The following is a 19,767-nucleotide window of genomic DNA, read 5'->3' as shown; positions in this document are numbered from 1 at the left end:
GGCTCGTTCTCGGGACCACTGGGGAAATGACTGATGAAACATTCCTGCGATCCGGCCTCGGTGCGGGCGGCCTTCGCCGCCGCACTCGGCCGGGACGACTTCCTCGACGAGGAGAGCTTCTTCCGCGTCGGCGGGCACTCACTGCTCGCCGTGCGCGTGATGAAGTCGATCTCGGCGGCGGTCGGCGCCCGGCTGCCGGTCAAGCTGCTCTTCGACCACCCCAGCGTGGTCGAGCTGAGCCAGGCCATCGAGAACCAGCTGAGCGCGGCGGGAGCCCGCCCGTGACCACCCGGCCGGTGCTGACGATGCTGGCCGAGCGGGTCGCCGCCGCCCCCGAGGCGGCGGCGATCCGGGACGGCGGCGCCGAGGTGAGCTATCACGAGCTGTGGCAACGATCCGGCCGGATCGTGGCCATGCTGGCCGCGGCGGGCGCCGGTCTCGGCGTGCCGGTCGGCCTGCACGCCCGGCGCGGCGCGGACCTGGTGGTGGCGATCATCGCGCTGCTGCGGGCCGGCAGCGTGTGCGTGCCGCTGGACCTGTCCTACCCGGTGGACCGGCTGCACTTCATGCGCGCCGACGCCGAACTGGAACTGGTTCTCGGGCACGCCGGGGAGTTCGACCGCCTCGGCGAGTTGACCACGGTGGCCGTCGAGGGCACGCTCGCCCTCGGCGCCTGGCCGGACCGCCCCGCGCGGCCCGCACAGTCCATTGTGGAGCCAGGCCCGGCCGATCTCGCCTACCTCACCTACACCTCCGGCTCCACCGGGCGGCCCAAGGGGGTGCGGTACGAGCACGGCGGCCTGGACAACGTGATCACCTGGCAGGTCGCCGACAGCGTGTGCGGCCCCGGTGCGCGGACCCTCCAGTTCGCCCCGGTGTCCTTCGACATCTCCTACCTGGAGGTGCTGGCCACCCTGTGCGCGGGCGGCACGCTGGTCTGCTGCGCGGACGAGGTCCGCTACGACCCGGAACTGCTCTGGGAGCTGATCGCGGCCGAACAGGTCAACCGCCTGTTCATCCCGTTCGTCACCCTGCAGGCCCTGGCCACCTACGCCGAGGGCGTGGGCCCGGAGACACACCCGCTGCGCGAGGTGTTCGCCGGCGGGGAGCAGTTGCAGATCAACGAGCACATCCGGTCGTTGTTCCGCACCCTGCCGGACTGCTCGCTGCTCAACCACTGGGGCACGGTGGAAGTCTTCATCTCCACCACCCACCGGCTGCCCCCGGAGGTGGAGCGCTGGCCGGTGCTGCCGCCGATCGGCCGCGAACTGGCCAATACCACCGTGCACGTCTGCGATCCGGACGGCCGGGTGCTGCCGGACGGGGAGATCGGCGAGCTGGTGGTCTCCGGTGACAGCGTCGGACCCGGCTTCTGGAAACTCCCGGAGGCCACCGCCGAGCGCTACCGGCCCGACCCGCTGGATCCCTCGGTGCGGGCCTACCGCACCGGCGACCTCGGCCTGCGTAACGCCGACGGCCTGCTGGAATGCCTTGGCAGGCTGGACAGTCAGGTCAAGGTGCGCGGCTTCCGGGTGGAACTCGGCGAGATCGAGGCCGCGCTCGCCGCCATGCCCGGCCTGGCCGACTGCGCCGTGCTCGCGGCCGGGACCGCCGAGGACCGGCACCTGGTCGCGGTGCTGATCCTGGCAGGCGAGGCCGAGCCCGGCCACGACGAGGTACTGGCCTGGCTTACCCCGCGCCTGCCCGCCTACATGCTGCCCACCCGCACCGAGCGCACCGGCGCCTTCCCGCTCACCCCTAGCGGCAAGGTCGACCGCCGCGCGCTCGCCCAACGCCACAACCACCAGCCGACCTTCGGAGCCACACCATGACCACCACACACAAGGACCTCGTCTGGTACGCCAGCACCATCGCCCGCGCGGTCCAGGACATCGGCCAGCGAGTGGGCAAGGAGGTCAACTCTGCGCTGCAGGAACTGCGCGGCCCCGCCGAGTTCCGGCACGGCGTCTGGGACGCGGTCGACTCCATCGCCGGCTTCAACCGCGAGCGCGCGGACAGCCTGGTGCTGTACTCCCTGGCCAAGAACACCCCCGGCAAGGGCGTGGCGGTGGAGGTCGGATCCTTCCTCGGCCGCTCCACCGCGATCATGGCCCTCGGCGTGCGCGCCGCCGGCGGCACCGGCCGGGTGGTCGCCATCGACCCGCACCGCGGCGGCACCGGGGACATCGACTCCGAGGACCCCAACGCCGAGGCCAGCACCTACCCGCTGCTGCTGCACAACCTCCGCCGCCTCGGCCTGCTGGACCTGGTCGACATCGAGAAGACCGACGCCCCGGAAGCCGGCAAGAACTGGGTGCACGGCCCGGTGCGGCTGCTGTTCATCGACGCGCTGCACACCTACGAGGCCACCATGGCCGACTTCGAGGCCATCGAACCGCACCTGGACAAGGACTGCGTGGTCGTCTTCGACGACTACTGCGCCCAGGAGTACCCCGGCGTGATCCGCGCCGCGGACGAACTGGAGCGCGCGGGCCGGCTGCCCAAGCCAGCCCGCACCCTCAACCGCTACCGGGTCTTCGGCGTGCAGGACTGGTCCGACGCCCTCCGCTGACCCGAATCACGCAGTGCCGCAAGGAAAGGAACGATGTCACGTGCTGTCCGAGGACGTGCAGGTGTACCGCACCAGGGACGGTCGTCCCGGTGAGATCCGCCCCCGCCAGGACCCGGTGGTCTACGGCGGGGCCGAGGACGGGCCGCTGACCGCGGCGGAGCTGGATGGCTACCAGCGCAACGGTTTCCACACCTTCGATCAGCTGCTCACCGCCGAAGAGGTGCGCGAGTGCCGGGAGGAGGTGGCGCGGCTGGTGCAGCGGCCGGAGCGCTACACCGACGAGCGCTACATCGTCGAGCCCGCCGCCGACGAGGTGCGCTCGATCTTCCAGGTGCACGCGGTCAGCCCGCTGTTCGACCGGATCATCAAGGACTCGCGCCTGGTGTTGGTGGCCCGGCAGCTGCTCGGCTCCGAGGTCTACATCCACCAGACCCGGATCAACGCCAAGCCCGCCTTCACCGGCAGCGGTTTCTACTGGCACTCCGACTTCGAGACCTGGCACGCCGAGGACGGCATGCCGAGGGTGCGGGCGCTGAGCTTCTCCATCGGCCTGACCGAGAACTACCCGCACAACGGCCCACTCATGATCATCCCGGGCTCGCACCAGTGGTTCGTGTCCTCCGCCGCGCCGACCCCGCCGGAGAACCACAAGTCCTCCCTGGGCAAGCAGGAGGTCGGCGTGCCCGAGGAGGAGATCCTGCACCGGATCGCCGAGGACAACGGCGGCGTGCACCAGGTCGTCGGCGCCCCCGGTTCCGCGGTGGCCTTCGACTGCAACTGCATGCACGGCTCGGCGGAGAACATCACCCCGTACCCGCGCGCCAACCTGTTCGTGGTCTTCAACAGCGTGCACAACACCCTGGTCGAGCCGTTCGCCGCGCCCGCGCGCCGTCCCGAGTACCTGGCCGACCGCACTTTCACCCCGCTCGGCTGACCCCGGCCGCATAACCCCATTGCCCTGAGGAGGAGTTCGCGATGCTCATTCGCACCCTGGAAGAAGTCATCGGCACCGAGCGCGACGTCGCCTGGGGCGACGGCCGCAGCCGCCGCCTGCTGGTCGAGGCCGACGGCAAGGGCTACGCCCTGACCGACACCTACGTCCAGCCCGGCGCCGAAGCGCACCTGCAGTACGACCACCACCTGGAGGCGTGTTACTGCGTGGAGGGCTCCGGCCAGGTCGTCACCGCCACCCAGGTGCACGAGATCACCGTCGGCACCATGTACTGCCCGGACCAGGGCGAACCGCACATCCTGCGCTCCGACAACGGAATGCGCCTGGTGTGCGTGTTCAACCCGCCACTGCGCGGCCACGAGTCGCACACGCTGAGCGCGGGCGCCCCGTCCAGCTACGAACCGAACCAGATGCAGTCGGCCTGATGGGTGCACGCGGAGGAGGCTGACCGCCAGCGCGTGTCAACCTCCTCCGGCGCCCGGGGATCACCCGTCCAGCAGCTCCGCCAGCAGCCCGCGCACCCGTCGATCGATCTCGTCCCGGATCGGCCGCACTGCCGCAAGTCCTTGTCCGGCAGGGTCTTCCAGTGCCCAATCCAGGTACCGCTTGCCGGGGAAGACCGGGCAGGCGTCCCCGCAACCCATGGTGATGACCACATCCGCGGCCTCAACGTCCTCAGTGGACAGTCGGGTCGGGATCTCCGCGGTGATGTCCAGGCCCCACTCGGCCAGCGCCTCGGCGGCGGCCGGGTTGACCTGGTCGGCGGGCGCCGAGCCCGCCGAGCGGACGGCGACCCGGCCCAGGGCGTGGTGCTGCAACAGGGCGGCGGCCAGTTGGGAGCGACCGGCGTTGTGCACACAGACGAACAACACCTCGGGTTTACGCATCATTCTCGAATGATATATCATCCCCAACTGATGCGACTCGACACGGACATCCTGCGGCTGATCGCCGACCCACTGCGCGCCCGCATCCTCGAACTGCTGGCGACAGAAGCCCTGTGCACCTGCCACCTGATCGAGGAGACCGGCGCCAAACAGGCCAACATCTCCAACCACCTGCGTGCCCTGCGTGAGGCCGGTCTGGTCGAGGCCGAGCCCTGTGGCAAATTCACCTACTACTCGCTGCGTCCCGAAGCACTCCGGGGCGCAGCCGCCTCGCTGACCGCACTGGCCGACCGGGCCGAGCGTCACCCCCAGGCCAGGAGGCCCTGCTGATGACCGCCCCCGCCGAAGCCGATGTCCTGCATCGACTGTCCTTTTTGGACCGTTTACTGCCGGTGTGGATCGGCGCGGCCATGCTCGCCGGAATCCTGCTGGGCCGGTTCATCCCTGGCCTGCAAGGGATCCTGGAGGCGGTGAAGATCGGCGAGGTCTCGCTGCCGATCGCGCTGGGCCTGCTGTTGATGATGTACCCGGTGCTGGCCAAGGTGCGGTACGACCGCCTGGACACCGTCACCCGCGACACCCGCACGATGGTGCTTTCCCTGGTCCTGAACTGGATCCTCGGCCCGGCGCTGATGTTCGCGCTGGCCTGGCTCATGTTGCCGGATCTCCCGGAGTACCGCACCGGCCTGATCATCGTCGGCCTGGCCCGCTGCATCGCCATGGTCATCATCTGGAACGACCTGGCCTGCGGCGACCGCGAGGCCGCCGCCGTGCTGGTGGCGCTGAACTCGGTGTTCCAGCTCATCATGTTCGGCGTGCTTGGCTGGTTCTACCTCGACCTGCTGCCCGGCTGGCTGGGCCTGACCACCACCGGCCTGGAGGTCTCCGCCTGGACCATCGTCCAGTACGTGCTGATCTTCCTGGGCATCCCCCTGGCGGCCGGCTACCTCACCCGCAGACTGGGCGAGCGGAGCAGGGGCCGTGAGTGGTACGAGTCGAAGTTCCTGCCCCGGATCGGCCCGATCGCCTTGTACGGCTTGCTGTTCACCATCGTCGTGCTGTTCGCGCTCCAGGGCGAGACGATCACCTCCCGGCCGCTGGACGTGGCCCGGATCGCGTTGCCGTTGCTGGTCTACTTCGCGCTGATGTGGCTTGGTTCCTTCGCCCTGGGCAAGGCCGCCGGACTGAGCTACGAACGCACCACCACCCTGGCGTTCACCGCCGCCGGCAACAACTTCGAGTTGGCCATCGCGGTGGCCATCGGCGTTTTCGGGGTCACCTCCGGTCAGGCACTGGCCGGGGTGGTGGGGCCACTGATCGAGGTGCCGGTGCTGGTGGGCCTGGTCTACGTCAGCCTGTGGCTGCGCGGGCGGTGGGCTGACCGATCGGACCACCAGGCCACCCCCGCCGCTGCCAGCAACACCCCGGACAGCAGCAGGAACAACGCCGGATAGCCGCCGAGCACGAGCACCAGGACGCTGCCCGCCCACGGCGCCAGCGCGCCGGCGATGGCGGCCGGGGCGGCCAGCATCCCGCTGAGCACCGCGTATCTGGCGGTGCCCCACCGGTCGCTGACCGCGGTGGCCCGCAACAAGGTGAACACCCCGCGCACCGCACCGGCCAGCACCGACATCAGCACCACCAAGGATGCCGGCCCGGTCACCGCCCCGAGCAGGCCCACCGTGACCGCCAGGGCCAGGAAGATGCCCACTGTGCGTCCGCGCAGGCTGCTCGCCCGGACCAGCGGGCCGTAGCCCAGGCGGCCGAGCACCTGCGCCGCGCCGCCCACCCCGAGCACGATGGCGGCCAGGGTGACCGGGAAACCGCGGTCGACGAGCATCGGCGGCAGATGCACCACGCTGACACTCACCGCGAAGGCCGCGAGCGTGCTGGCGACCATCAGCCCCAGGAACCGGCGGCCCCGCACCACAACCCCGACTTCCGGCACCGGCTGATCCACAGAGTCCACTGTGGACGGCCATTGTGGACGGAGCAGGAGCACGTGCGGTGGAATCGTGAGTACCGCGAGCAGTGCCGCCAGCACCAGAAGAGCCCCGCGCCAGCCGTATGCCTCGGCCAGTAACGCCGTCACCGGCGCGAACACCGTGCTGGCCAGGCCACCGGCCAGGGTGATCGCGGTCAGCGCACGCACCCGGTCCGGGCCGTGCCAGCGGGTCACCGCAGCGAAGGCGGGTTCGTAGAGCACCGCGGCCATCGCCAGCCCGGCAGGCACCCAGGCCAGCGTGAACCACACCGGGTCCGGCGCCCAGGCGATACCGAGCACGGCCAGCACCGCGAGCACCGACCCGATCGACATCACCGGCCTGGGGCCGTGCCGGTCGAGCAACCGCCCGACCGGCACCGCCCCCAGCGCGGCCACGATCTGCCCCAGCGAGAAAGCGCCGGTGACCGTGGCCGCCGACCAGCCGGTGTCCGCCACGATGGCCGGCAACAGCACCGGCAACGCGTAGAACAACACCCCCCAGCTGGTCAGTTCGGTCAGGCACAGTGCTCCGACGACCCCCCGAAGTCGCCGCCGGAGTACCAGCCTGCCGCTCACCTCAACTGGTCCGGGCCCCGATGGCAGGCAGGGCAAGCAGTTCCGGCCCCGCCGGGTCCCCGCAGCAACCACCCTCGTCCGTCTCCGCGGTCGTGTCATAAAGCCCGGAGCCGCCGCACACCCCGGTTTCCGGCAGCGACAGCTCGACCCGGCGGGCGCTCTCGTGATCGCCCGCGAGTTCGGCCGCGATGCTGCGGACCTGTTCGTACCCGGTCATGGCCAGGAAGGTGGGGGCGCGGCCGTAGCTCTTCATCCCGGCCAGGAACAGCTTCGGCTCCGGGTGGGACAGTTCGGCGACGCCGTGCGGGTAGACCGTGCCGCAGGAGTGCACATTCGGGTCGATCAGCGGGGCCAGTGCCACCGGTGCCTGCAACACCGGGTCGAGGTTGAGCCGTACCTCCGACAGCCAGGACAGGTCCGGACGGAATCCGGTCAGCACCACCACGGACGCCGCGGGCGCCAGTCGGCGGCCGTCGTCGGCGATCAGCACCACGGCGTCACCGTGGCTTTCGATGGTCTCGGTGCGGAAGCCGGGCACCGCGGTGAGGTGTCCGGCCGCCACCGCGTCCTTGACCCGCTGGCCGAGGCGGCCGCGGGCGGGCAGCTGATCGGCTTCGCCGCCGCCGAAGGTGCTGTCGGTGACACCCCGCCGCAGCACCCAGGTCACCCGGGTGCCGGGTTCGCGCTCGGCGAGTTCGGCCAGGTCGATCAGTGCGGTGAACGCCGAATGCCCGTTGCCGACGACCACGGTGTGCCGTCCCGCGTGCCGCTCCCGCAGCTGTTCCGGTGCGGTGCCGCGGTAGGTGACCAGGTCCGCCGCCGCGCGTTCACCGGCCGCGGGCAGGCCGTCGGCGCCCGCCGGGTTCGGGGTGGTCCAGGTGCCGCTGGCATCGATCACCGCATTGGCGAGCAGCCGGTGCTCGGTGCCGTCAGCGGACCGGGTGTGCACCACGAACGGTTCGGTGTCCCGGCCCGCGTCCACGATCCGGTCCCGGCCCCGCCGAGTCACCCCGATCACCGTCTCGCCGAACCGGACCCGCTTGCCCAGCACCGCGGCCAGCGGCTCCAGGTAGTGCTGAGCCCAGTCGTCGCCGGTTGGGTAGTCCGCGTGCGCCGGGTGCCGCCAGCCGGTGGGCGCGAGCAACCGCGCCGCGGCCGGGGCGACCAGCTCCGCCCAGCGGGAGAACAGCCGGACGTGCCCCCACTGCCGCACCGCGGCGCCCGCGGTGGCCCCGGATTCCAGGACCAGCGGCGTCAGGCCGCGTTCGAGAAGTTCGGCGGCTGCGGCCAGGCCCACCGGCCCGGCTCCCACCACGACTACCGGGAAGTCGCTCATGCCCACCCCTTAGATCGATGACTGTCGATACAGCTCGTCAATCTACAAACGTCGATGAATGGACGCAAGCATCGATTTTCGTCAATACTGTGCGAGTGACCGCGACCGAGCAGACCGCAGCAGACCGGCTTGCCGTTGAGGAGGCCGCCCGCTACGCCACCTGGTTCGCCTGCCTGGCCGACCCGACCAGGGTGCGGCTGCTGCACGCGGTGGCCGTGGCTGGTGAGGTGGCGGTCGGCGTGCTGGCCGAGCAGATCGGCATCGGGCAACCCACCTGCTCGCACCACGTTCGCAAGCTCGCCGACGTCGGCTTCGTCCGGCTGCGCAAGTCCGGCACCACCACCCTGGTCTCGGTCAACGAGGCCTGCTGCACCGGCCTGCCGCACGCCGCCGACGTGGTCATGGGCGCCCTGGCCGCGCGCCCGTGCTGCCCGGAAAACCTCCCGGCCGACGTCACCGTGCGCGCGCTGACCGAGGCCGACTGGCCCGCGGTCCGACGCAGCTACGGCGAGGGCATCGCCACCCGCGCGGCCACCTTCGAGACCGAGGTCCCGCGCCGGGAGATCCTGGATCGCAGGTGGCTGCCCGGCCACCGCTGGGTCGCCGAGGTCGACGGCCAGATCGCGGGCTGGAGCGCACTCAGCCCGGTCTCGCCCCGCGAGTGCTACGCCGGGGTCGCCGAGACCGCGCTCTACGTCGCCGCCGACTACCGCCGCCGTGGCGTCGGCAAATCCCTGCTGCACCGCCAGGTCACCGCCGCCGACACCGCGGGCCTGTGGACCCTGCAAACCACCATCCTCACCGAGAACAAGCCCGCCCTGGCCCTGTATCGCTCGGCCGGCTTCCGCACCGTCGGCATCCGCGAACGTCTCGCCCAGCTCGACGGCCGCTGGCGCGACACCGCCCTGCTCGAACGCCGCACCGACTCCACCCAGCCCACCTGCAACCCAGCCACCTGCTAGCCCCCACCCGCCATCGTGTTGGCCGTTCTGGACGGCGAGTTGGCCCAACTGGTACGCCAGTTTGGCCAAAGTGGGCGTACCAGTTGGGCCAAGTGGTACGAGTTCGGCCAAGACTGGGTACGGCAACGGCCAACACGCCGGTGGGTTACGGGCAGCAGACCGCTAGGTAGGCCTGGAGTTCGGTGAGTGCCGCGCCGATGCCTGCTGGATCTGCCCGGTAGTAGACCGTTTTGCCCTCTCGGCGGGAGGTGAGCATGCCTGCCTCGCGCAGCATGGTGAGTTGCTGGGAGGCGGTGGACTGCCCGGCCTCCAGTCGTTGCGCGACCTCGCCCACGGACAGTTCGATGCCGCCGTGGAACAGCATCATCGTCTGCTGCCGATGCTCGCTGGCCAGCGCTTTCAGGAAGCGGCGGGTCGCGTCACTGAGGTCGGCGGCCTCGCCACAGGCGGGTTCGGTCTCGCTCATGCCGCCATCATCTCACACGTTGCGTCATTTCATGAAATGAGGATATGTTGCGGTCGTGACCATCCACGACGCCATCGTCATCGGCGGCGGCCAGTCCGGCCTCGCCGCCGCCCACGCCCTGCGCGCCCGCGGCGCCCGCCCCCTGCTCCTGGAAGCCGGCGAACGCCCGGTCGGCTCCTGGCCCGGCTACTACGACAGCCTCACCCTGTTCTCCCCGGCCAGGTACAGCGCCCTGCCCGGCCTGCGCTTCGGCGGCGACCCCGAGCGCTACCCGCACCGCGACGAGGTCGTCGACTACCTCGCCCGCTACGCCGCCCGCCTGGACATCGACCTCCGCACCGGCGCCCGCGTCACCGAGGTGACCGCGGACGGCCCGCACCTGCTCGTGCGTACCGCCGATGGCACCGAACTGCCCGCCCGCAAGGTCATCGCCGCCACCGGCGCCTTCGGCCGCCCGCACCGCCCCGACCTACCCGGCCTGGACACCTTCACCGGCACCCTGCGCCACGTCACCGACTACCGCGAACCCCTTGCCTACCAAGGACAACGAGTCATCGTCGTGGGCGCGGGCAACTCCGCCGTCCAGATCGCCGCCGAACTCGCCGAGCACGCCAACGTCACCCTCACCAGTCGCTCCCCGGTCAAGTTCACCAACCAGCGCCCGCTGGGCAAGGACCTGCACTTCTGGTTCCACCTCACCCGGATCGACCGCCTACCGATCGGTCGGTTCTTCCCCCCGAACTTCACCCAACCGGTGCTCGACCACGGCCCCTATCGCGCCGCCCTGACTGCCGGACGCCCCGACCGCCGCGACCTGTTCACCGACATCGACGGCGCCACCGTCACCTGGGCCGACGGCCACCAGGAGCAGGTCGACACGATCATCCTGGCCACCGGCTACCGCCCCGACCTGCCCTACCTCGCCCCACTCGGCGCCCTGGACGGCGACCAGCGCCCGCTGCACCGCAACGGACTGTCCACTGTGCACCCGGGTCTCGGGTTCGTCGGCCTGGAACTCCAGCGGAGTCCGGCCTCGGCCAGCCTGCGAGGTGTTGGCGCGGACGCCCGCTTCGTCGTCACCCGGCTGCTGCGTCAGGCGGCCCGCGGCTGAGGGCCTGGCTTTTCAGGCGAGCAGTTTCGCGAGCTGGGCCATTTCGGCGGGCGGGTCGACCACCGGCTGGATGAGGAGTTCGTCGATGCCGGCCTGTTCCAGGGTGGTGAGGCGGGCGAGCAGATCCTCGCGGGTGCCGACCAGGGCCAGCATGGTCATCAGCGAGGGCAGGACCAGGTCGCGGTCCTGCGCTGCGATGCGGCCGAGGTAGTTGGGGTAGAGCTTGGTGTGCCGGTCCGGTGCGGTGGCGGTGGTGCCGCGCCGGTCGAGAAGTCGTTGCACCGCCTCGCGTTCCTCAGGGCCGAGCTGCTCGACGAAAGCGGGGCTCTCGGCGGCGGTGTCGGCGGCGAAGGCCAGCAGGGACAGGACGAGGTGGCCGGTCGCGTCGCGGGCCGCGTCACTGTGCGGGTTCTCGTTCTCGTCGAGCAGGTGGAGCGCGGTGACGAGGTAGGAGGCGCGGTGTTCGCCTTGAGCGGCGTGGTGCAGTGCTTGCCAGGCGGTAGGGTCGAGCAGGCCGAAGGAGATGAGGCCGGTGCCGCGGCGACCGGCGACGGCGGCGGCTTTCGGGCCGAGCGCGGCCACCACGAACTCGATCGGGTCCGCGGTGTTCACCTGCGCTCCGGCGTGCAGGAACCGGATGTCGCGGACCCGGTCACCTTCGCGGTACTCGGTGGCGCGTCCGGCGCACAGGTCCTGGAGTGCGGCGGTGAACTTCTCGACCGCGGCCGCGGTGGTCGGTGGCAGGCCCAGGGTGCGCCGGGCGGTGTTCCCGGTGCCGACCCCGCAGCTGATCCGGCCCGGCGCCAGGGCGTTGAGGCTGGCGAGTGCGCTCGCGGTGGCCGGGGCCGAGCGCAGCGCCGGGGAGGTCACGCCGATACCGAGCTTGATGCGGCGGGTGGCCTTCGCGCACAGGGCCAAGGCGATGAAGGGGTCGCCGTGGACCATCGGGGTGTCGTTGATCCAGAGGCTGTGCAGGCCCAGCTCCTCGGCCTGTACGGCGAGATCCTCCACGCCGGGGTGGGCGGTGACCACGACGCCTGCGCGCATCAGAACCTCCAGGGTGTGCGGATCGAACCCGCTCAGCCTGGCAGGTCCCGGACACCCTTGTCGCACAAGGGTGTCCGGGCCCGCGACCAGGGTGCTACCGCCACTCGAACACGCGTACCCAGTCCACCACCAGGTGCTGCGGGAACACGGTGCTGCCATCCGGGCTGCCCGGCCAGTTCCCGCCGACGGCCAGGTTGAGGATCATGAAGAACCGGTGGTCGAACACCCAGCGGTTGCCGCGCAGATCCGCCGCGGTGCGCTGCTGGTAGAGCTGGCCGTCCACGAACCACTTGATGTCGGTCGGCGACCACTCGACGGCGAAGTCGTGGAATCCATCGGTGTAGCGCCGCCCGTCCGGGGAGTTCTTCGACGCGCCGATGCCCTGCGCGCCGGAGTAGCCGGGCCCGTGGATGGTGCCGTGCACGGTGTAGGGCTCGCGGCCGACGTTCTCCATGATGTCGATCTCGCCGCAGTTGGGCCAGCGCGCGGTGTCGATATCGTTGCCCAGCATCCAGAACGCTGGCCAGATGCCCTGCCCGACCGGCAGTTTCATTCGCGCCTCGAACCGCCCGTAGGCCCGCTCGAACTTCCCGCGCGTGGTCATCCGCGCCGAGGTGTACTGACAGGCCCCGCCGTGCCAGCAGTTGCCCCACTGCTCCCGCCAGGCGATGAGCACCAGGTTGCCCGCCTGGTCCACCACCGCGTTGTTGGTGCGGTCGGTGTAGTACTGCAACTCCTTGTTGCCCCACCCGTCCGACCCGTTGCCGATCTCCATGTTCCACTTGTTGCGATCCGGCCCGGTGCCCTGCGGTTGGTTGAACTCATCCGCCCACACCTGTACCCAGCCGGCAGGCCCGGCGGCAGCGGACAGTGGAGCGGAAACACAGACCATGGCCAGCGTCGCGGCGAGCAGGCTGCGCAGGCGGGATGCCCTCGGTGGCATAGCAACCTCCAGTGGGAGCGCTCTCTTCGCTGGCGGCGGAGTACCAGTGCAAACCTTGGGGCCAGGAGTGTCAATCCGTCGGTCGGACGTTGACGCGGGCCCGTCGAGGTGCTTGCGCCTGGTCCGCTTGGCCGCGCAGGACTCGCCAGCACAGGTAAACGCAGGCGCCCGCCGCGGGTGCGCCGCCCAGCACGGTGGCGGCGATGCCGAGTGGGGTCACCTGATCGGCCAGGTACAGCGGTACCAGCGCGGCCGTGGCGAGGCCGGACTTCGCCGCGAAGATCGCGGTGCACAGCTGATAACGCCGCCGCCGCACCGGATCCCGCCGCCAGCCGAACCGTTCACCGCGGGCCGCCCCGACCACCAGGCCGATCACCGGCCACCGCACCAGCATGGACAGCGGGAACACCGCGGTCCCTGCCGACTGGATGAGCACGGCAGGCAGGTAGAAGTCGACCGCGTGCCCGCTGCTCCCGGCCAGCAGCGCCGACACCCCGACCATGCCCAGTCCAAGCGTTGCCTGCCAGTACTTCCGGTCGCTGAACACCCGCACCACCGCGAACACCAGCACACCGCCGACCGCCACCAGCGCGGAGGTCAGCACCTGGCCGGAGAGCAGGTAGGCGATCAGGAACAGCACCCGGGAGGCGACGCCCTCGGCGACCGTGCGCCAGCCGCCCACCGCGGCGAACAAGGACACCGATTTCTGGGTCAGCAGGGCGAGGCTCATGCGCTCGCCTTCGCCGGGGTGAAGCTGGTGTGGCGCATGGTGTTCTCGTAGGCGGCGAGCGCGTCGAGCAGGGTGAATCGGCCGTGGTTCGCCGCTACCAGGGCGTCGCGGAGATGATGGGCGTCCTGCATGGCCAGGTTGGCGCCGAAGCCAGGGGCCAGGTGGATGGCGTCGCCGAGAACCGTCACCGGACTGGCAGGCCAGGGGAGTGGTGGCGGGATCATGCCGATGCGCAGTGCGACGGTGGTTTCCGGCCATGCCTGGGTCACGACCGACCGCAGTGCCGAGGGCAGGTCCGCGATCAACTCCGTGGCCGGTGATGTGGCTGAACCAAGCCGATCCTGCGTGCTGGGCAAGGCCCACATCACGTAGTCCTCGACCTTGGCGACCGCGCTGGGACACAGGGCGGGTAGCCACCGTTGCCTTGCGGCGACAGGGGATTCGGTGAATCGCAGTACACCCAGCGCCACCATTGTGCCGCCTGCCCGCATGCTGGCGGGGCTGTCGCCGATCAGGTCGGGCAGCCCGGACTCGGCCACCGCCCGCAGTGGGGTCGCGCCCATGAGCATGCGCCGTCCCGTGTCGACCACCTGCACCTGCGGCAGATACTGGCGGCGGATCGCCGAGCCGATCCCGTCCGCGCCGACCAGCACGTCCGCGGTGTCCACCCGGCCGTCCGCGCACCACACCCGGACCGTGCCGTCGCCTCGCTGCTCGAACCGGGTGACCTCCGCCCCGAATCGGACCACGTCTTCCAGTCCGGTCAACAACACCGCCCGCAACAACGGGCGATGAGCCTGCCGACCGGGTCTCGCCCGACCGGCCACGCCGTCGGATGGCTGCGCGCTCTCGACGACGAGCGATCCGTCCACTTCGGACAGTGTCAGGGTCTGCTCGCGCGGTCCGCCCATGGTCGCCGCCGCCATCGCCGCGTGCGCCGGCGGCAGACAGGCCCGCAATGCCGAGGCGCCGCGCTCGTCGATGTGCAGGCTGATGCCCTGCGGACGTCCCAGCGCGCTGTCCCGCTCGTGCACGACCACGTCGATCCCCGCCCGGCGTAACCCGTGCGCCAGCGTCAGCCCGCCCACTCCCGCGCCGACCACGATCACCCTCATGTCCCCCGCCACCTTTCTTCACCGCCTGATGAAGAACACCCTACGGACGACGGGAGTGAAACACCACCAAGTGATGAAGAAACGGGTGTTAGGCTGCCGCGGTCATGACAGAACCAGGCACTCACCGTCGTCCCGGCCGCTGGCGTTCCGGCGCGGAGAGCAAACAGCGGATCCTGCAGACCGCCCGCGATCTGTTCGGGCAGCACGGTTACGGCGGCACGACCGTGCGCGCGATCGCCACCGCGGCCGGGGTGGACCCGGCGATGGTGTTCTACTTCTTCACCAACAAACAGGGCCTGTTCGCCGCCGCGGTCGAGATGTCCGGCGCCGTCCCGCCCGCCATCGAGTCGATCTTCACCGCCGGGCTGGACGGCATTGGCGAGCGCATTGTCCGCACGCTGCTGGAGAACCTGGACAAGTCCGACCGCACGCCGCTGGTGATGCTGACCAGGTCCGCGCCCACCGACAACCAGTCCGAGGCCCTGCTGCGCGAGTTCATCGACCGGGAGATCACCGACCGGCTCGCGGCCCTGCTCGACCCCCCGGACGCCGCCCTGCGCGCGGGCATGGTCAACGTGCAGATCCTGGGGCTCGCGGTGGCGCGCTACATCGTGCGGATCGAGCCGATCGCGTCAGCCTCGGTCGATGAGCTGGTGGTCCGGTTCGGGCCGCTCGTGCAGCACTGCCTGACCGGGTAATCAGGCGGGTTTGTCCAGGACCAGGGCGGTGTACCGGCACGGCGCGACCAGACCGGTCATGTGCGCGTCCATGATCCTGATCAGCTGCCGCCAGTCGGCCTCGGTCAGCCCGGCCAGCGCGGGCCGGTACCGGCAGGCTGCCCACCGGCCCGCCCTGGTGGACAGGATCCGGCGCAGCACCGGTGCCGCCCGGCCGTAGTGGGCCAGGGCGTGCGGGGTCCAGTCGTGCACCGCGCGCACGGTGAATCCGGTGGCCGCGGCAGTGCTGAGGTAGCGCTCCAAGGGCTCGAACTGCTCGAAGTGCCAGGTGTCGCGGACCAGCCGGTCCGGGTCGAGCGTCTCGATGGTGCTGGGATCGGCCTCGCGCCAGGTGAAGTCGACCAGGACCAGCCTGCCGCCGGGGCGGAGCAGGCGGTGGGCCTGGGTCAGGAACGCCTGCCTGCCCGCCGGGCCGAAGTGGAAGGCGGCTTCCAGGCAGTGGATGCGGTCCAGCGCCCCGTCGGACAGGTCGATCTCCCCGGCCGACGGCGGCGGCGCGGTGACATCCGCGACGGCGAAGCGGGCCCCCGGCTGCTGCCCGAACCGGGCGCTGGCCTCGGCGATCTGCTCGGGCTGGATGTCCACGCCCAGCGCCTGACAGCCCTGCCGGGCCAGCCAGGCGGTGGTGAGCCCGCGGCCGCAACAGGCGTCCAGCACGACCTCGCCCGGCCGGGCTTCGAGCAGCGCGAGTGAGTTGCGGACCAGCCTGCGCTGGAACCGGCCGAGACCGCCGATCGCCAGCGGCAGCGTCGGCCAGGTCAGGTAGCCGACGTTGACCAGATCACCCCAGCCGACCGCGCCCAGCACCCGGAAGAGCACGCTGCTGTCGTTGTAGGAGTCGGCAATGCCGTCGGGGCTCATGTCCGGTGTTCCTCCGCGGGCCGGGGTGTTCGCTGGCACAAGTGTGCGGCACCGGCAGGATGGTGACATGGAATCGCAGTGGCCGACGGAGCGGGTACGTGCCGCTCTCGCGGAGTTGGTGCCCTCCTTCGGCGCACCGGTGGTGCTGGCCCCGCTGACCGTGGTGCCCAGCACCGAGGTGGTGGACCGCGGACATGGCCTGGGGCGCCGGTTGGGCACGATGTTCACGGTCGCGTACGGCCTGCTGGAAAGTGCGCTCGGCGGTGCCGGCGGCGAGGCCGAGGAGCGGCGGCACACGCGGCCGGAGGGCTTCATCCACACCGACGCCGGCCGGTTCGTCGGCTTCGACGAGGAGATCGAACAGCTGGAGCGGTGGGTGGTCAGCGACGGCGCCGCGGTCGCGGTGCTGGAAGAGGACGGCGAGGACTTCACGCTGCGCTGGCACAGCGCCGCCGATCCCCGGCCCAAGGGCGAGGACGTCGGCGGCGATGTGCCGTACCTGCGGCTGGTCTTCGCCGACAGCTCTCAGGTGGGATTGCAGCTCTCGGCGGAAGAACGCGCCACGGTGCTGGCCGCGCTCTGAGCCGCCGGGCTGAGGCTGACCGCCGCGGGAACCGGTTCGGGGGCCGGTTCGGCCCGGACCGCGGCGATCCCGCCCAGGATCAGCGCGCCGCCGGCCAGTTGCAGCAGGGTGAGTTCCTCACCGAGTAGCAGCCAGGCGAAGATCGAGGCGGAGACGACCTCCAGCAGGCCGATGAAGGAGGCCAGGCGGGAGCCGAGCAGGTTGGAGGCGGCGATGCCGGTGGCGTAGGAGACGGCGGTGCCGATGATCGCGACCACCAGCAGCGGCGCCCACCACGGCGCCGACTCGCCCAGCACCGTGACCTCGCCGAAGTGCGCGGTGAACGGCAGCAGATCCAGGCCGCCCGCGAGCAGCAGCAGCACCGCGGCCAGCAGCAGTCCGGCGCCGGCGAGTGCGGTGGGGGACAGGCCGTCGGCGGGGCGGGCGGCGATGACGAAGTAGGCGGCGCAGCCGATGGCCGCGCCGAAGGCGAAGAGCAGGCCGAGCGGGTCCGCCGCCTGCACCGCGCCGGGGCCGATCACCAGCACCAGGCCGCCGACCGCCAGTGCGGAACCGGCCAGCACGGCCACGCCCGGCCTGCGCCGGGTGATCGCCCAGGTGACCCCGACCAGCAGCAGTGGCGCGAGGAACTCGATCAGCAGGGCGGGGGCGACCGGGATGCGGGTCAGCGCGGCGAAGTAGGCGAGCTGGGTGAAGGCGACCGCGACCAGGCCCATGCCGAGCACCCGCCAGCGGCCCCGCCACAGCACGTCCCAGCGGCCGCGCAGCGAGGCCAGCGTGAACGGCAACAGCACCAGCCCGGCGACCAGCACCCGGGCGGCGACCGCGGCGGCGGGGGACCAGCCCGCGGCCAGCAGCGGTTTCACAAACGCGCCAGAGGTGCCGAAGGAGACGACGGAGACGACCGCCGCGGTCAGTCCCGCGGACGTCGGAGCGAGCTGCATGGCGCCTCCCGGCAGGTTGTCATGGGCTAAAGTTGCTACGCCCCTGACGCTAAGCTCGCCGGCTGTGAGGAGTCAAATTGCATTTTGCCCCTGACACGCAGGAGGCGCTGGAGTTCGTGGCCGTGCTCGGCAACACCCATTCCGGGGCCTCGCGCAGCGGCACGGACGAACTGGCCACGGTCGAGCAGCTGGCCGATTTGCTGGCCCGGCACACCTATTCCGGCCGGATCGACCACGACGAGGCCGAACTCCGCGAGGTCCGGATCACCAGGGAACTGCTGCGCCAGGTGTGGACCCTGGACCGGGACGACGCGGTCGAGGTGGTCAACCGGATGCTCCGGGAGGCGCGGGCGCTGCCCTACCTGACCCGGCACGACGGCCTGGACTGGCATATCCACGCGACCGCGCCGGAAGCCCCCCTGGCCGAGCGGATCCGGGTGGAGGCGGCCCTCGGCTTGATCGACGTGATCCGGATGGACGAGATGGGGCGGCTGCGGGTGTGCGCCGCGCCGGACTGCACCGGGCTGCTGCTCGACCTGTCCCGCAACGGACTCAAGCGATTCTGCACGGTGCGCTGTGGCAACCGGATGAACATGATCGCCTTCCGGGAACGTCAGTCCGGGCGCGAGACTCCTTGACAGCGTGGGGAAGGTAAGGCAAACCTAACCCCCTGGCGCCGTGTCTGCTGGGGGCGGGCGCCTTCCGAGGGGCTGGGGTTGCGGGTGGACGTGCAGGGTGCCGACCGGGGCGTGCGGTTGCCGGTGTTGTTGTTCGGGGTGCTGGCGGTCTTCACCGCGCAGCAGGCGCTGACCCCGGTGCTCGCGCCGCTGGCCCGCGAGGTGGGGCTGGCCGAGATCGCCATCGGCCTGGTGATCACCGGCGCCGCGGTGGTCTTCACCGCGACCGCGCTGTGGTGGGGCCGGGCGGTGGACCGGTTCGGGCACCGGCCGGTGATGCTGGCCGGTTCGGCACTGGCCGTGCTCGGCCTGCTCGGCTTCGCCGGAGTCACCCAGGCCGCCCTCGCCGGTGCGCTCAGTCCGGGCGGCACGCTGGCGCTGATGGTGCTCACCCGCAGCGTGATCTTCGGCGCCGGGGTCGGCGCGGTGCCGGTGGCCGCGGTCGCGCTCATCGCCGCGGCCACCAAGGACGAGCGGACCCGGACCAAGGGGATCGGCCAGGTCGGCGCGATGCAGGGGCTGGCCATCGCGCTGGGGCCCGCACTCGGTGGGGCGCTGGGGTTCGCCGGGTTGCTGGGGCCGGTGTGGGCCGCGCCCGCGGTGGCCGCGGTGGCGTTGCTCGTGGTGGCGGTGGCCATTCCCGGTGGGCCACCCGCCGCACGGGCCCGTCCGGCGGGCAAGCGGACGGCGTTGCGGCCGTGGGATCGCAGGCTGTGGCCGGTGCTGGCGAGTGGGTTCGGGCTCTACCTCGCGCTGAGCATGGTGTTGGTGCTGCTCGGATTCCTGGTGCAGGACCGGCTTGGGCTCACCGCGGCACAGACCGTGACCGCGAGCGGGATTGTCTCCTTCGGCGCGGGGGTGGTGCTGATCCTGGTGCAGGGAGTGGTGGTGCCCAAACTGGGCTGGCCGGCCGCCCGGCTGTTGCGGGTGGGCGCGCCGATCGCGCTGCTCGCGTTGCTGACCCTGCTCGGCGCCGGGCAGTTGTGGATGATCGCGGGGTCGATGGCGTTGCTGGCACTGGGGATCGGGCTGGCCGTGCCGGGGTACGCGACCGCGCCGACGCTGCTGGTCGGGCCGGAGGAGCAGGGCGGGGTGGCCGGGCTGGTGCAGACGGTGACCGGGTCCACCTTCGTGATCGGACCGCTCGGCGGGACCGCGCTCTACGGCGTGGATCCGGCGTTTCCGGTGCTGGCCTCGGTGATCGCCTGCGGGCTGGCCACCGCGTTTGTCTGGCTGCACCCGGCGCTGCGGCCGGTCCCGCAGGTCACCTAACGGTTTCTTGTC

The 19,767-nt window shown here is 71.1% G+C and carries 23 protein-coding genes; 13 read left to right on the top strand and 10 right to left on the bottom strand.

The window, feature by feature from the left end; all coding sequences use genetic code 11:
- Positions 1-33: 33 nt before the first annotated feature.
- From MZC64_RS40440 to MZC64_RS40420, 5 genes are read left to right on the top strand one after another with little or no spacing between them, the layout of a single operon-like run.
- Complete coding sequence (locus MZC64_RS40440; protein ID WP_247764934.1) at positions 34-285, top strand: phosphopantetheine-binding protein; 252 nt, start codon at positions 34-36, stop codon at positions 283-285.
- Positions 282-1,832 (top strand): amino acid adenylation domain-containing protein, encoded by a 1,551-nt coding sequence (locus tag MZC64_RS40435; protein ID WP_247764933.1) that lies wholly within the window; start codon positions 282-284, stop codon positions 1,830-1,832. Before MZC64_RS40440 ends, MZC64_RS40435 begins: the two co-directional genes overlap by 4 nt.
- Positions 1,829-2,572: a class I SAM-dependent methyltransferase gene (locus MZC64_RS40430; protein WP_247764932.1), complete on the top strand. Its 744-nt coding sequence runs from the start codon at positions 1,829-1,831 to the stop codon at positions 2,570-2,572. Before MZC64_RS40435 ends, MZC64_RS40430 begins: the two co-directional genes overlap by 4 nt.
- Positions 2,573-2,612: 40 nt before the next feature.
- A complete protein-coding gene (gene thpD / locus MZC64_RS40425) occupies positions 2,613-3,506 on the top strand; it encodes an ectoine hydroxylase (RefSeq protein WP_247764931.1) in 894 nt (297 codons plus the stop codon).
- 41 nt (positions 3,507-3,547) lie between these two features.
- Positions 3,548-3,949 (top strand): ectoine synthase, encoded by a 402-nt coding sequence (locus tag MZC64_RS40420; RefSeq protein WP_247764930.1) that lies wholly within the window; start codon positions 3,548-3,550, stop codon positions 3,947-3,949.
- A 60-nt stretch (positions 3,950-4,009) separates the two neighbouring features.
- Here MZC64_RS40420 and MZC64_RS40415 read toward each other — a convergent pair whose 3' ends face one another.
- On the bottom strand, positions 4,010-4,414 hold the full coding sequence (locus MZC64_RS40415) for an arsenate reductase ArsC (RefSeq protein ID WP_247764929.1): 405 nt from the start codon (positions 4,412-4,414) through the stop codon (positions 4,010-4,012).
- Between the two features lie 27 nt (positions 4,415-4,441).
- Between MZC64_RS40415 and MZC64_RS40410 the strand changes: the two genes are divergently transcribed.
- The gene (locus tag MZC64_RS40410) at positions 4,442-4,741 is read left to right on the top strand and encodes a helix-turn-helix transcriptional regulator (protein ID WP_247764928.1); all 300 of its coding nucleotides are present in this window, start codon (positions 4,442-4,444) and stop codon (positions 4,739-4,741) included.
- Positions 4,741-5,865 (top strand): ACR3 family arsenite efflux transporter, encoded by a 1,125-nt coding sequence (gene arsB, locus MZC64_RS40405; RefSeq protein ID WP_247764927.1) that lies wholly within the window; start codon positions 4,741-4,743, stop codon positions 5,863-5,865. Before MZC64_RS40410 ends, arsB begins: the two co-directional genes overlap by 1 nt.
- Here the strand turns inward: arsB and MZC64_RS40400 are convergent.
- Together MZC64_RS40400 and MZC64_RS40395 are read right to left on the bottom strand one after the other, a co-directional pair.
- On the bottom strand, positions 5,757-6,971 hold the full coding sequence (locus MZC64_RS40400; protein ID WP_247764926.1) for an MFS transporter: 1,215 nt from the start codon (positions 6,969-6,971) through the stop codon (positions 5,757-5,759). The genes arsB and MZC64_RS40400 overlap by 109 nt on opposite strands.
- 1 nt (position 6,972) lies before the next feature.
- Positions 6,973-8,307, bottom strand: a complete 1,335-nt coding sequence (locus MZC64_RS40395; RefSeq protein ID WP_247764925.1) for an NAD(P)-binding domain-containing protein — start codon at positions 8,305-8,307, stop codon at positions 6,973-6,975.
- Positions 8,308-8,402: 95 nt separating this feature from the next.
- Here MZC64_RS40395 and MZC64_RS40390 point away from each other — a divergent pair, with 95 nt between their 5' ends.
- Positions 8,403-9,269: a metalloregulator ArsR/SmtB family transcription factor gene (locus MZC64_RS40390; protein WP_247764924.1), complete on the top strand. Its 867-nt coding sequence runs from the start codon at positions 8,403-8,405 to the stop codon at positions 9,267-9,269.
- A gap of 145 nt (positions 9,270-9,414) precedes the next feature.
- Here MZC64_RS40390 and MZC64_RS40385 read toward each other — a convergent pair whose 3' ends face one another.
- Positions 9,415-9,735: a helix-turn-helix transcriptional regulator gene (locus MZC64_RS40385; protein ID WP_247764923.1), complete on the bottom strand. Its 321-nt coding sequence runs from the start codon at positions 9,733-9,735 to the stop codon at positions 9,415-9,417.
- A gap of 61 nt (positions 9,736-9,796) precedes the next feature.
- Here MZC64_RS40385 and MZC64_RS40380 point away from each other — a divergent pair, with 61 nt between their 5' ends.
- Positions 9,797-10,846, top strand: a complete 1,050-nt coding sequence (locus tag MZC64_RS40380) for an NAD(P)/FAD-dependent oxidoreductase (protein ID WP_247765071.1) — start codon at positions 9,797-9,799, stop codon at positions 10,844-10,846.
- Between the two features lie 12 nt (positions 10,847-10,858).
- Here MZC64_RS40380 and MZC64_RS40375 read toward each other — a convergent pair whose 3' ends face one another.
- The 4 genes from MZC64_RS40375 to MZC64_RS40360 form a co-directional block, all read right to left on the bottom strand.
- Positions 10,859-11,893: an LLM class flavin-dependent oxidoreductase gene (locus MZC64_RS40375; RefSeq protein WP_247764922.1), complete on the bottom strand. Its 1,035-nt coding sequence runs from the start codon at positions 11,891-11,893 to the stop codon at positions 10,859-10,861.
- 94 nt (positions 11,894-11,987) lie between these two features.
- Positions 11,988-12,836, bottom strand: coding sequence for a family 16 glycosylhydrolase (locus MZC64_RS40370; protein WP_247764921.1), 849 nt, complete (start codon positions 12,834-12,836; stop codon positions 11,988-11,990).
- A gap of 70 nt (positions 12,837-12,906) precedes the next feature.
- Positions 12,907-13,566 (bottom strand): DUF3159 domain-containing protein, encoded by a 660-nt coding sequence (locus MZC64_RS40365; RefSeq protein WP_247764920.1) that lies wholly within the window; start codon positions 13,564-13,566, stop codon positions 12,907-12,909.
- Positions 13,563-14,681: an NAD(P)/FAD-dependent oxidoreductase gene (locus tag MZC64_RS40360; RefSeq protein WP_247764919.1), complete on the bottom strand. Its 1,119-nt coding sequence runs from the start codon at positions 14,679-14,681 to the stop codon at positions 13,563-13,565. Before MZC64_RS40360 ends, MZC64_RS40365 begins: the two co-directional genes overlap by 4 nt.
- A gap of 104 nt (positions 14,682-14,785) precedes the next feature.
- Between MZC64_RS40360 and MZC64_RS40355 the strand changes: the two genes are divergently transcribed.
- Positions 14,786-15,379 carry a TetR family transcriptional regulator gene (locus MZC64_RS40355; protein ID WP_247764918.1) on the top strand — a complete coding sequence of 198 codons (594 nt, stop codon included), beginning with the start codon at positions 14,786-14,788 and terminating at the stop codon, positions 15,377-15,379.
- Here the strand turns inward: MZC64_RS40355 and MZC64_RS40350 are convergent, their stop codons facing one another.
- Positions 15,380-16,279, bottom strand: coding sequence for a cyclopropane-fatty-acyl-phospholipid synthase family protein (locus MZC64_RS40350; RefSeq protein ID WP_247764917.1), 900 nt, complete (start codon positions 16,277-16,279; stop codon positions 15,380-15,382).
- Between the two features lie 67 nt (positions 16,280-16,346).
- Here MZC64_RS40350 and MZC64_RS40345 point away from each other — a divergent pair, with 67 nt between their 5' ends.
- Complete coding sequence (locus tag MZC64_RS40345) at positions 16,347-16,862, top strand: hypothetical protein (RefSeq protein ID WP_247764916.1); 516 nt, start codon at positions 16,347-16,349, stop codon at positions 16,860-16,862.
- Here MZC64_RS40345 and MZC64_RS40340 read toward each other — a convergent pair.
- Complete coding sequence (locus tag MZC64_RS40340) at positions 16,805-17,806, bottom strand: DMT family transporter (protein WP_247764915.1); 1,002 nt, start codon at positions 17,804-17,806, stop codon at positions 16,805-16,807. The genes MZC64_RS40345 and MZC64_RS40340 overlap by 58 nt on opposite strands.
- A gap of 77 nt (positions 17,807-17,883) precedes the next feature.
- Here MZC64_RS40340 and MZC64_RS40335 point away from each other — a divergent pair, with 77 nt between their 5' ends.
- Both MZC64_RS40335 and MZC64_RS40330 read left to right on the top strand, forming a co-directional pair.
- Positions 17,884-18,444, top strand: a complete 561-nt coding sequence (locus MZC64_RS40335; protein ID WP_247764914.1) for a CGNR zinc finger domain-containing protein — start codon at positions 17,884-17,886, stop codon at positions 18,442-18,444.
- A gap of 84 nt (positions 18,445-18,528) precedes the next feature.
- Positions 18,529-19,755: an MFS transporter gene (locus MZC64_RS40330; RefSeq protein ID WP_247764913.1), complete on the top strand. Its 1,227-nt coding sequence runs from the start codon at positions 18,529-18,531 to the stop codon at positions 19,753-19,755.
- The last annotated feature ends 12 nt before the right edge of the window (positions 19,756-19,767 follow it).

It is taken from the genome of Crossiella sp. S99.2 (assembly GCF_023094165.1).
Lineage (GTDB): Bacteria > Actinomycetota > Actinomycetes > Mycobacteriales > Pseudonocardiaceae > Crossiella.
The sequence above is the reverse complement of the archived record's forward strand: the minus strand, read 5'-3'. Positions and strand labels throughout refer to the sequence as shown.

What these genes read in the sequence shown, in the direction of transcription:
- MZC64_RS40440 (WP_247764934.1), top strand. Translation starts at nt 34, where the DNA reads ATGAAACATTCCTGCGATCCGGCCTCGGTGCGGGCGGCCTTCGCCGCC.
- MZC64_RS40430 (WP_247764932.1), top strand. Translation starts at nt 1,829, where the DNA reads ATGACCACCACACACAAGGACCTCGTCTGGTACGCCAGCACCATCGCC.
- MZC64_RS40420 (WP_247764930.1), top strand. Translation starts at nt 3,548, where the DNA reads ATGCTCATTCGCACCCTGGAAGAAGTCATCGGCACCGAGCGCGACGTC.
- MZC64_RS40415 (WP_247764929.1), bottom strand. Translation starts at nt 4,414, where the DNA reads ATGATGCGTAAACCCGAGGTGTTGTTCGTCTGTGTGCACAACGCCGGT.
- MZC64_RS40410 (WP_247764928.1), top strand. Translation starts at nt 4,442, where the DNA reads ATGCGACTCGACACGGACATCCTGCGGCTGATCGCCGACCCACTGCGC.
- arsB (WP_247764927.1), top strand. Translation starts at nt 4,741, where the DNA reads ATGACCGCCCCCGCCGAAGCCGATGTCCTGCATCGACTGTCCTTTTTG.
- MZC64_RS40395 (WP_247764925.1), bottom strand. Translation starts at nt 8,307, where the DNA reads ATGAGCGACTTCCCGGTAGTCGTGGTGGGAGCCGGGCCGGTGGGCCTG.
- MZC64_RS40385 (WP_247764923.1), bottom strand. Translation starts at nt 9,735, where the DNA reads ATGAGCGAGACCGAACCCGCCTGTGGCGAGGCCGCCGACCTCAGTGAC.
- MZC64_RS40375 (WP_247764922.1), bottom strand. Translation starts at nt 11,893, where the DNA reads ATGCGCGCAGGCGTCGTGGTCACCGCCCACCCCGGCGTGGAGGATCTC.
- MZC64_RS40370 (WP_247764921.1), bottom strand. Translation starts at nt 12,836, where the DNA reads ATGCCACCGAGGGCATCCCGCCTGCGCAGCCTGCTCGCCGCGACGCTG.
- MZC64_RS40365 (WP_247764920.1), bottom strand. Translation starts at nt 13,566, where the DNA reads ATGAGCCTCGCCCTGCTGACCCAGAAATCGGTGTCCTTGTTCGCCGCG.
- MZC64_RS40360 (WP_247764919.1), bottom strand. Translation starts at nt 14,681, where the DNA reads ATGAGGGTGATCGTGGTCGGCGCGGGAGTGGGCGGGCTGACGCTGGCG.
- MZC64_RS40355 (WP_247764918.1), top strand. Translation starts at nt 14,786, where the DNA reads ATGACAGAACCAGGCACTCACCGTCGTCCCGGCCGCTGGCGTTCCGGC.
- MZC64_RS40350 (WP_247764917.1), bottom strand. Translation starts at nt 16,279, where the DNA reads ATGAGCCCCGACGGCATTGCCGACTCCTACAACGACAGCAGCGTGCTC.
- MZC64_RS40345 (WP_247764916.1), top strand. Translation starts at nt 16,347, where the DNA reads ATGGAATCGCAGTGGCCGACGGAGCGGGTACGTGCCGCTCTCGCGGAG.
- MZC64_RS40340 (WP_247764915.1), bottom strand. Translation starts at nt 17,806, where the DNA reads ATGCAGCTCGCTCCGACGTCCGCGGGACTGACCGCGGCGGTCGTCTCC.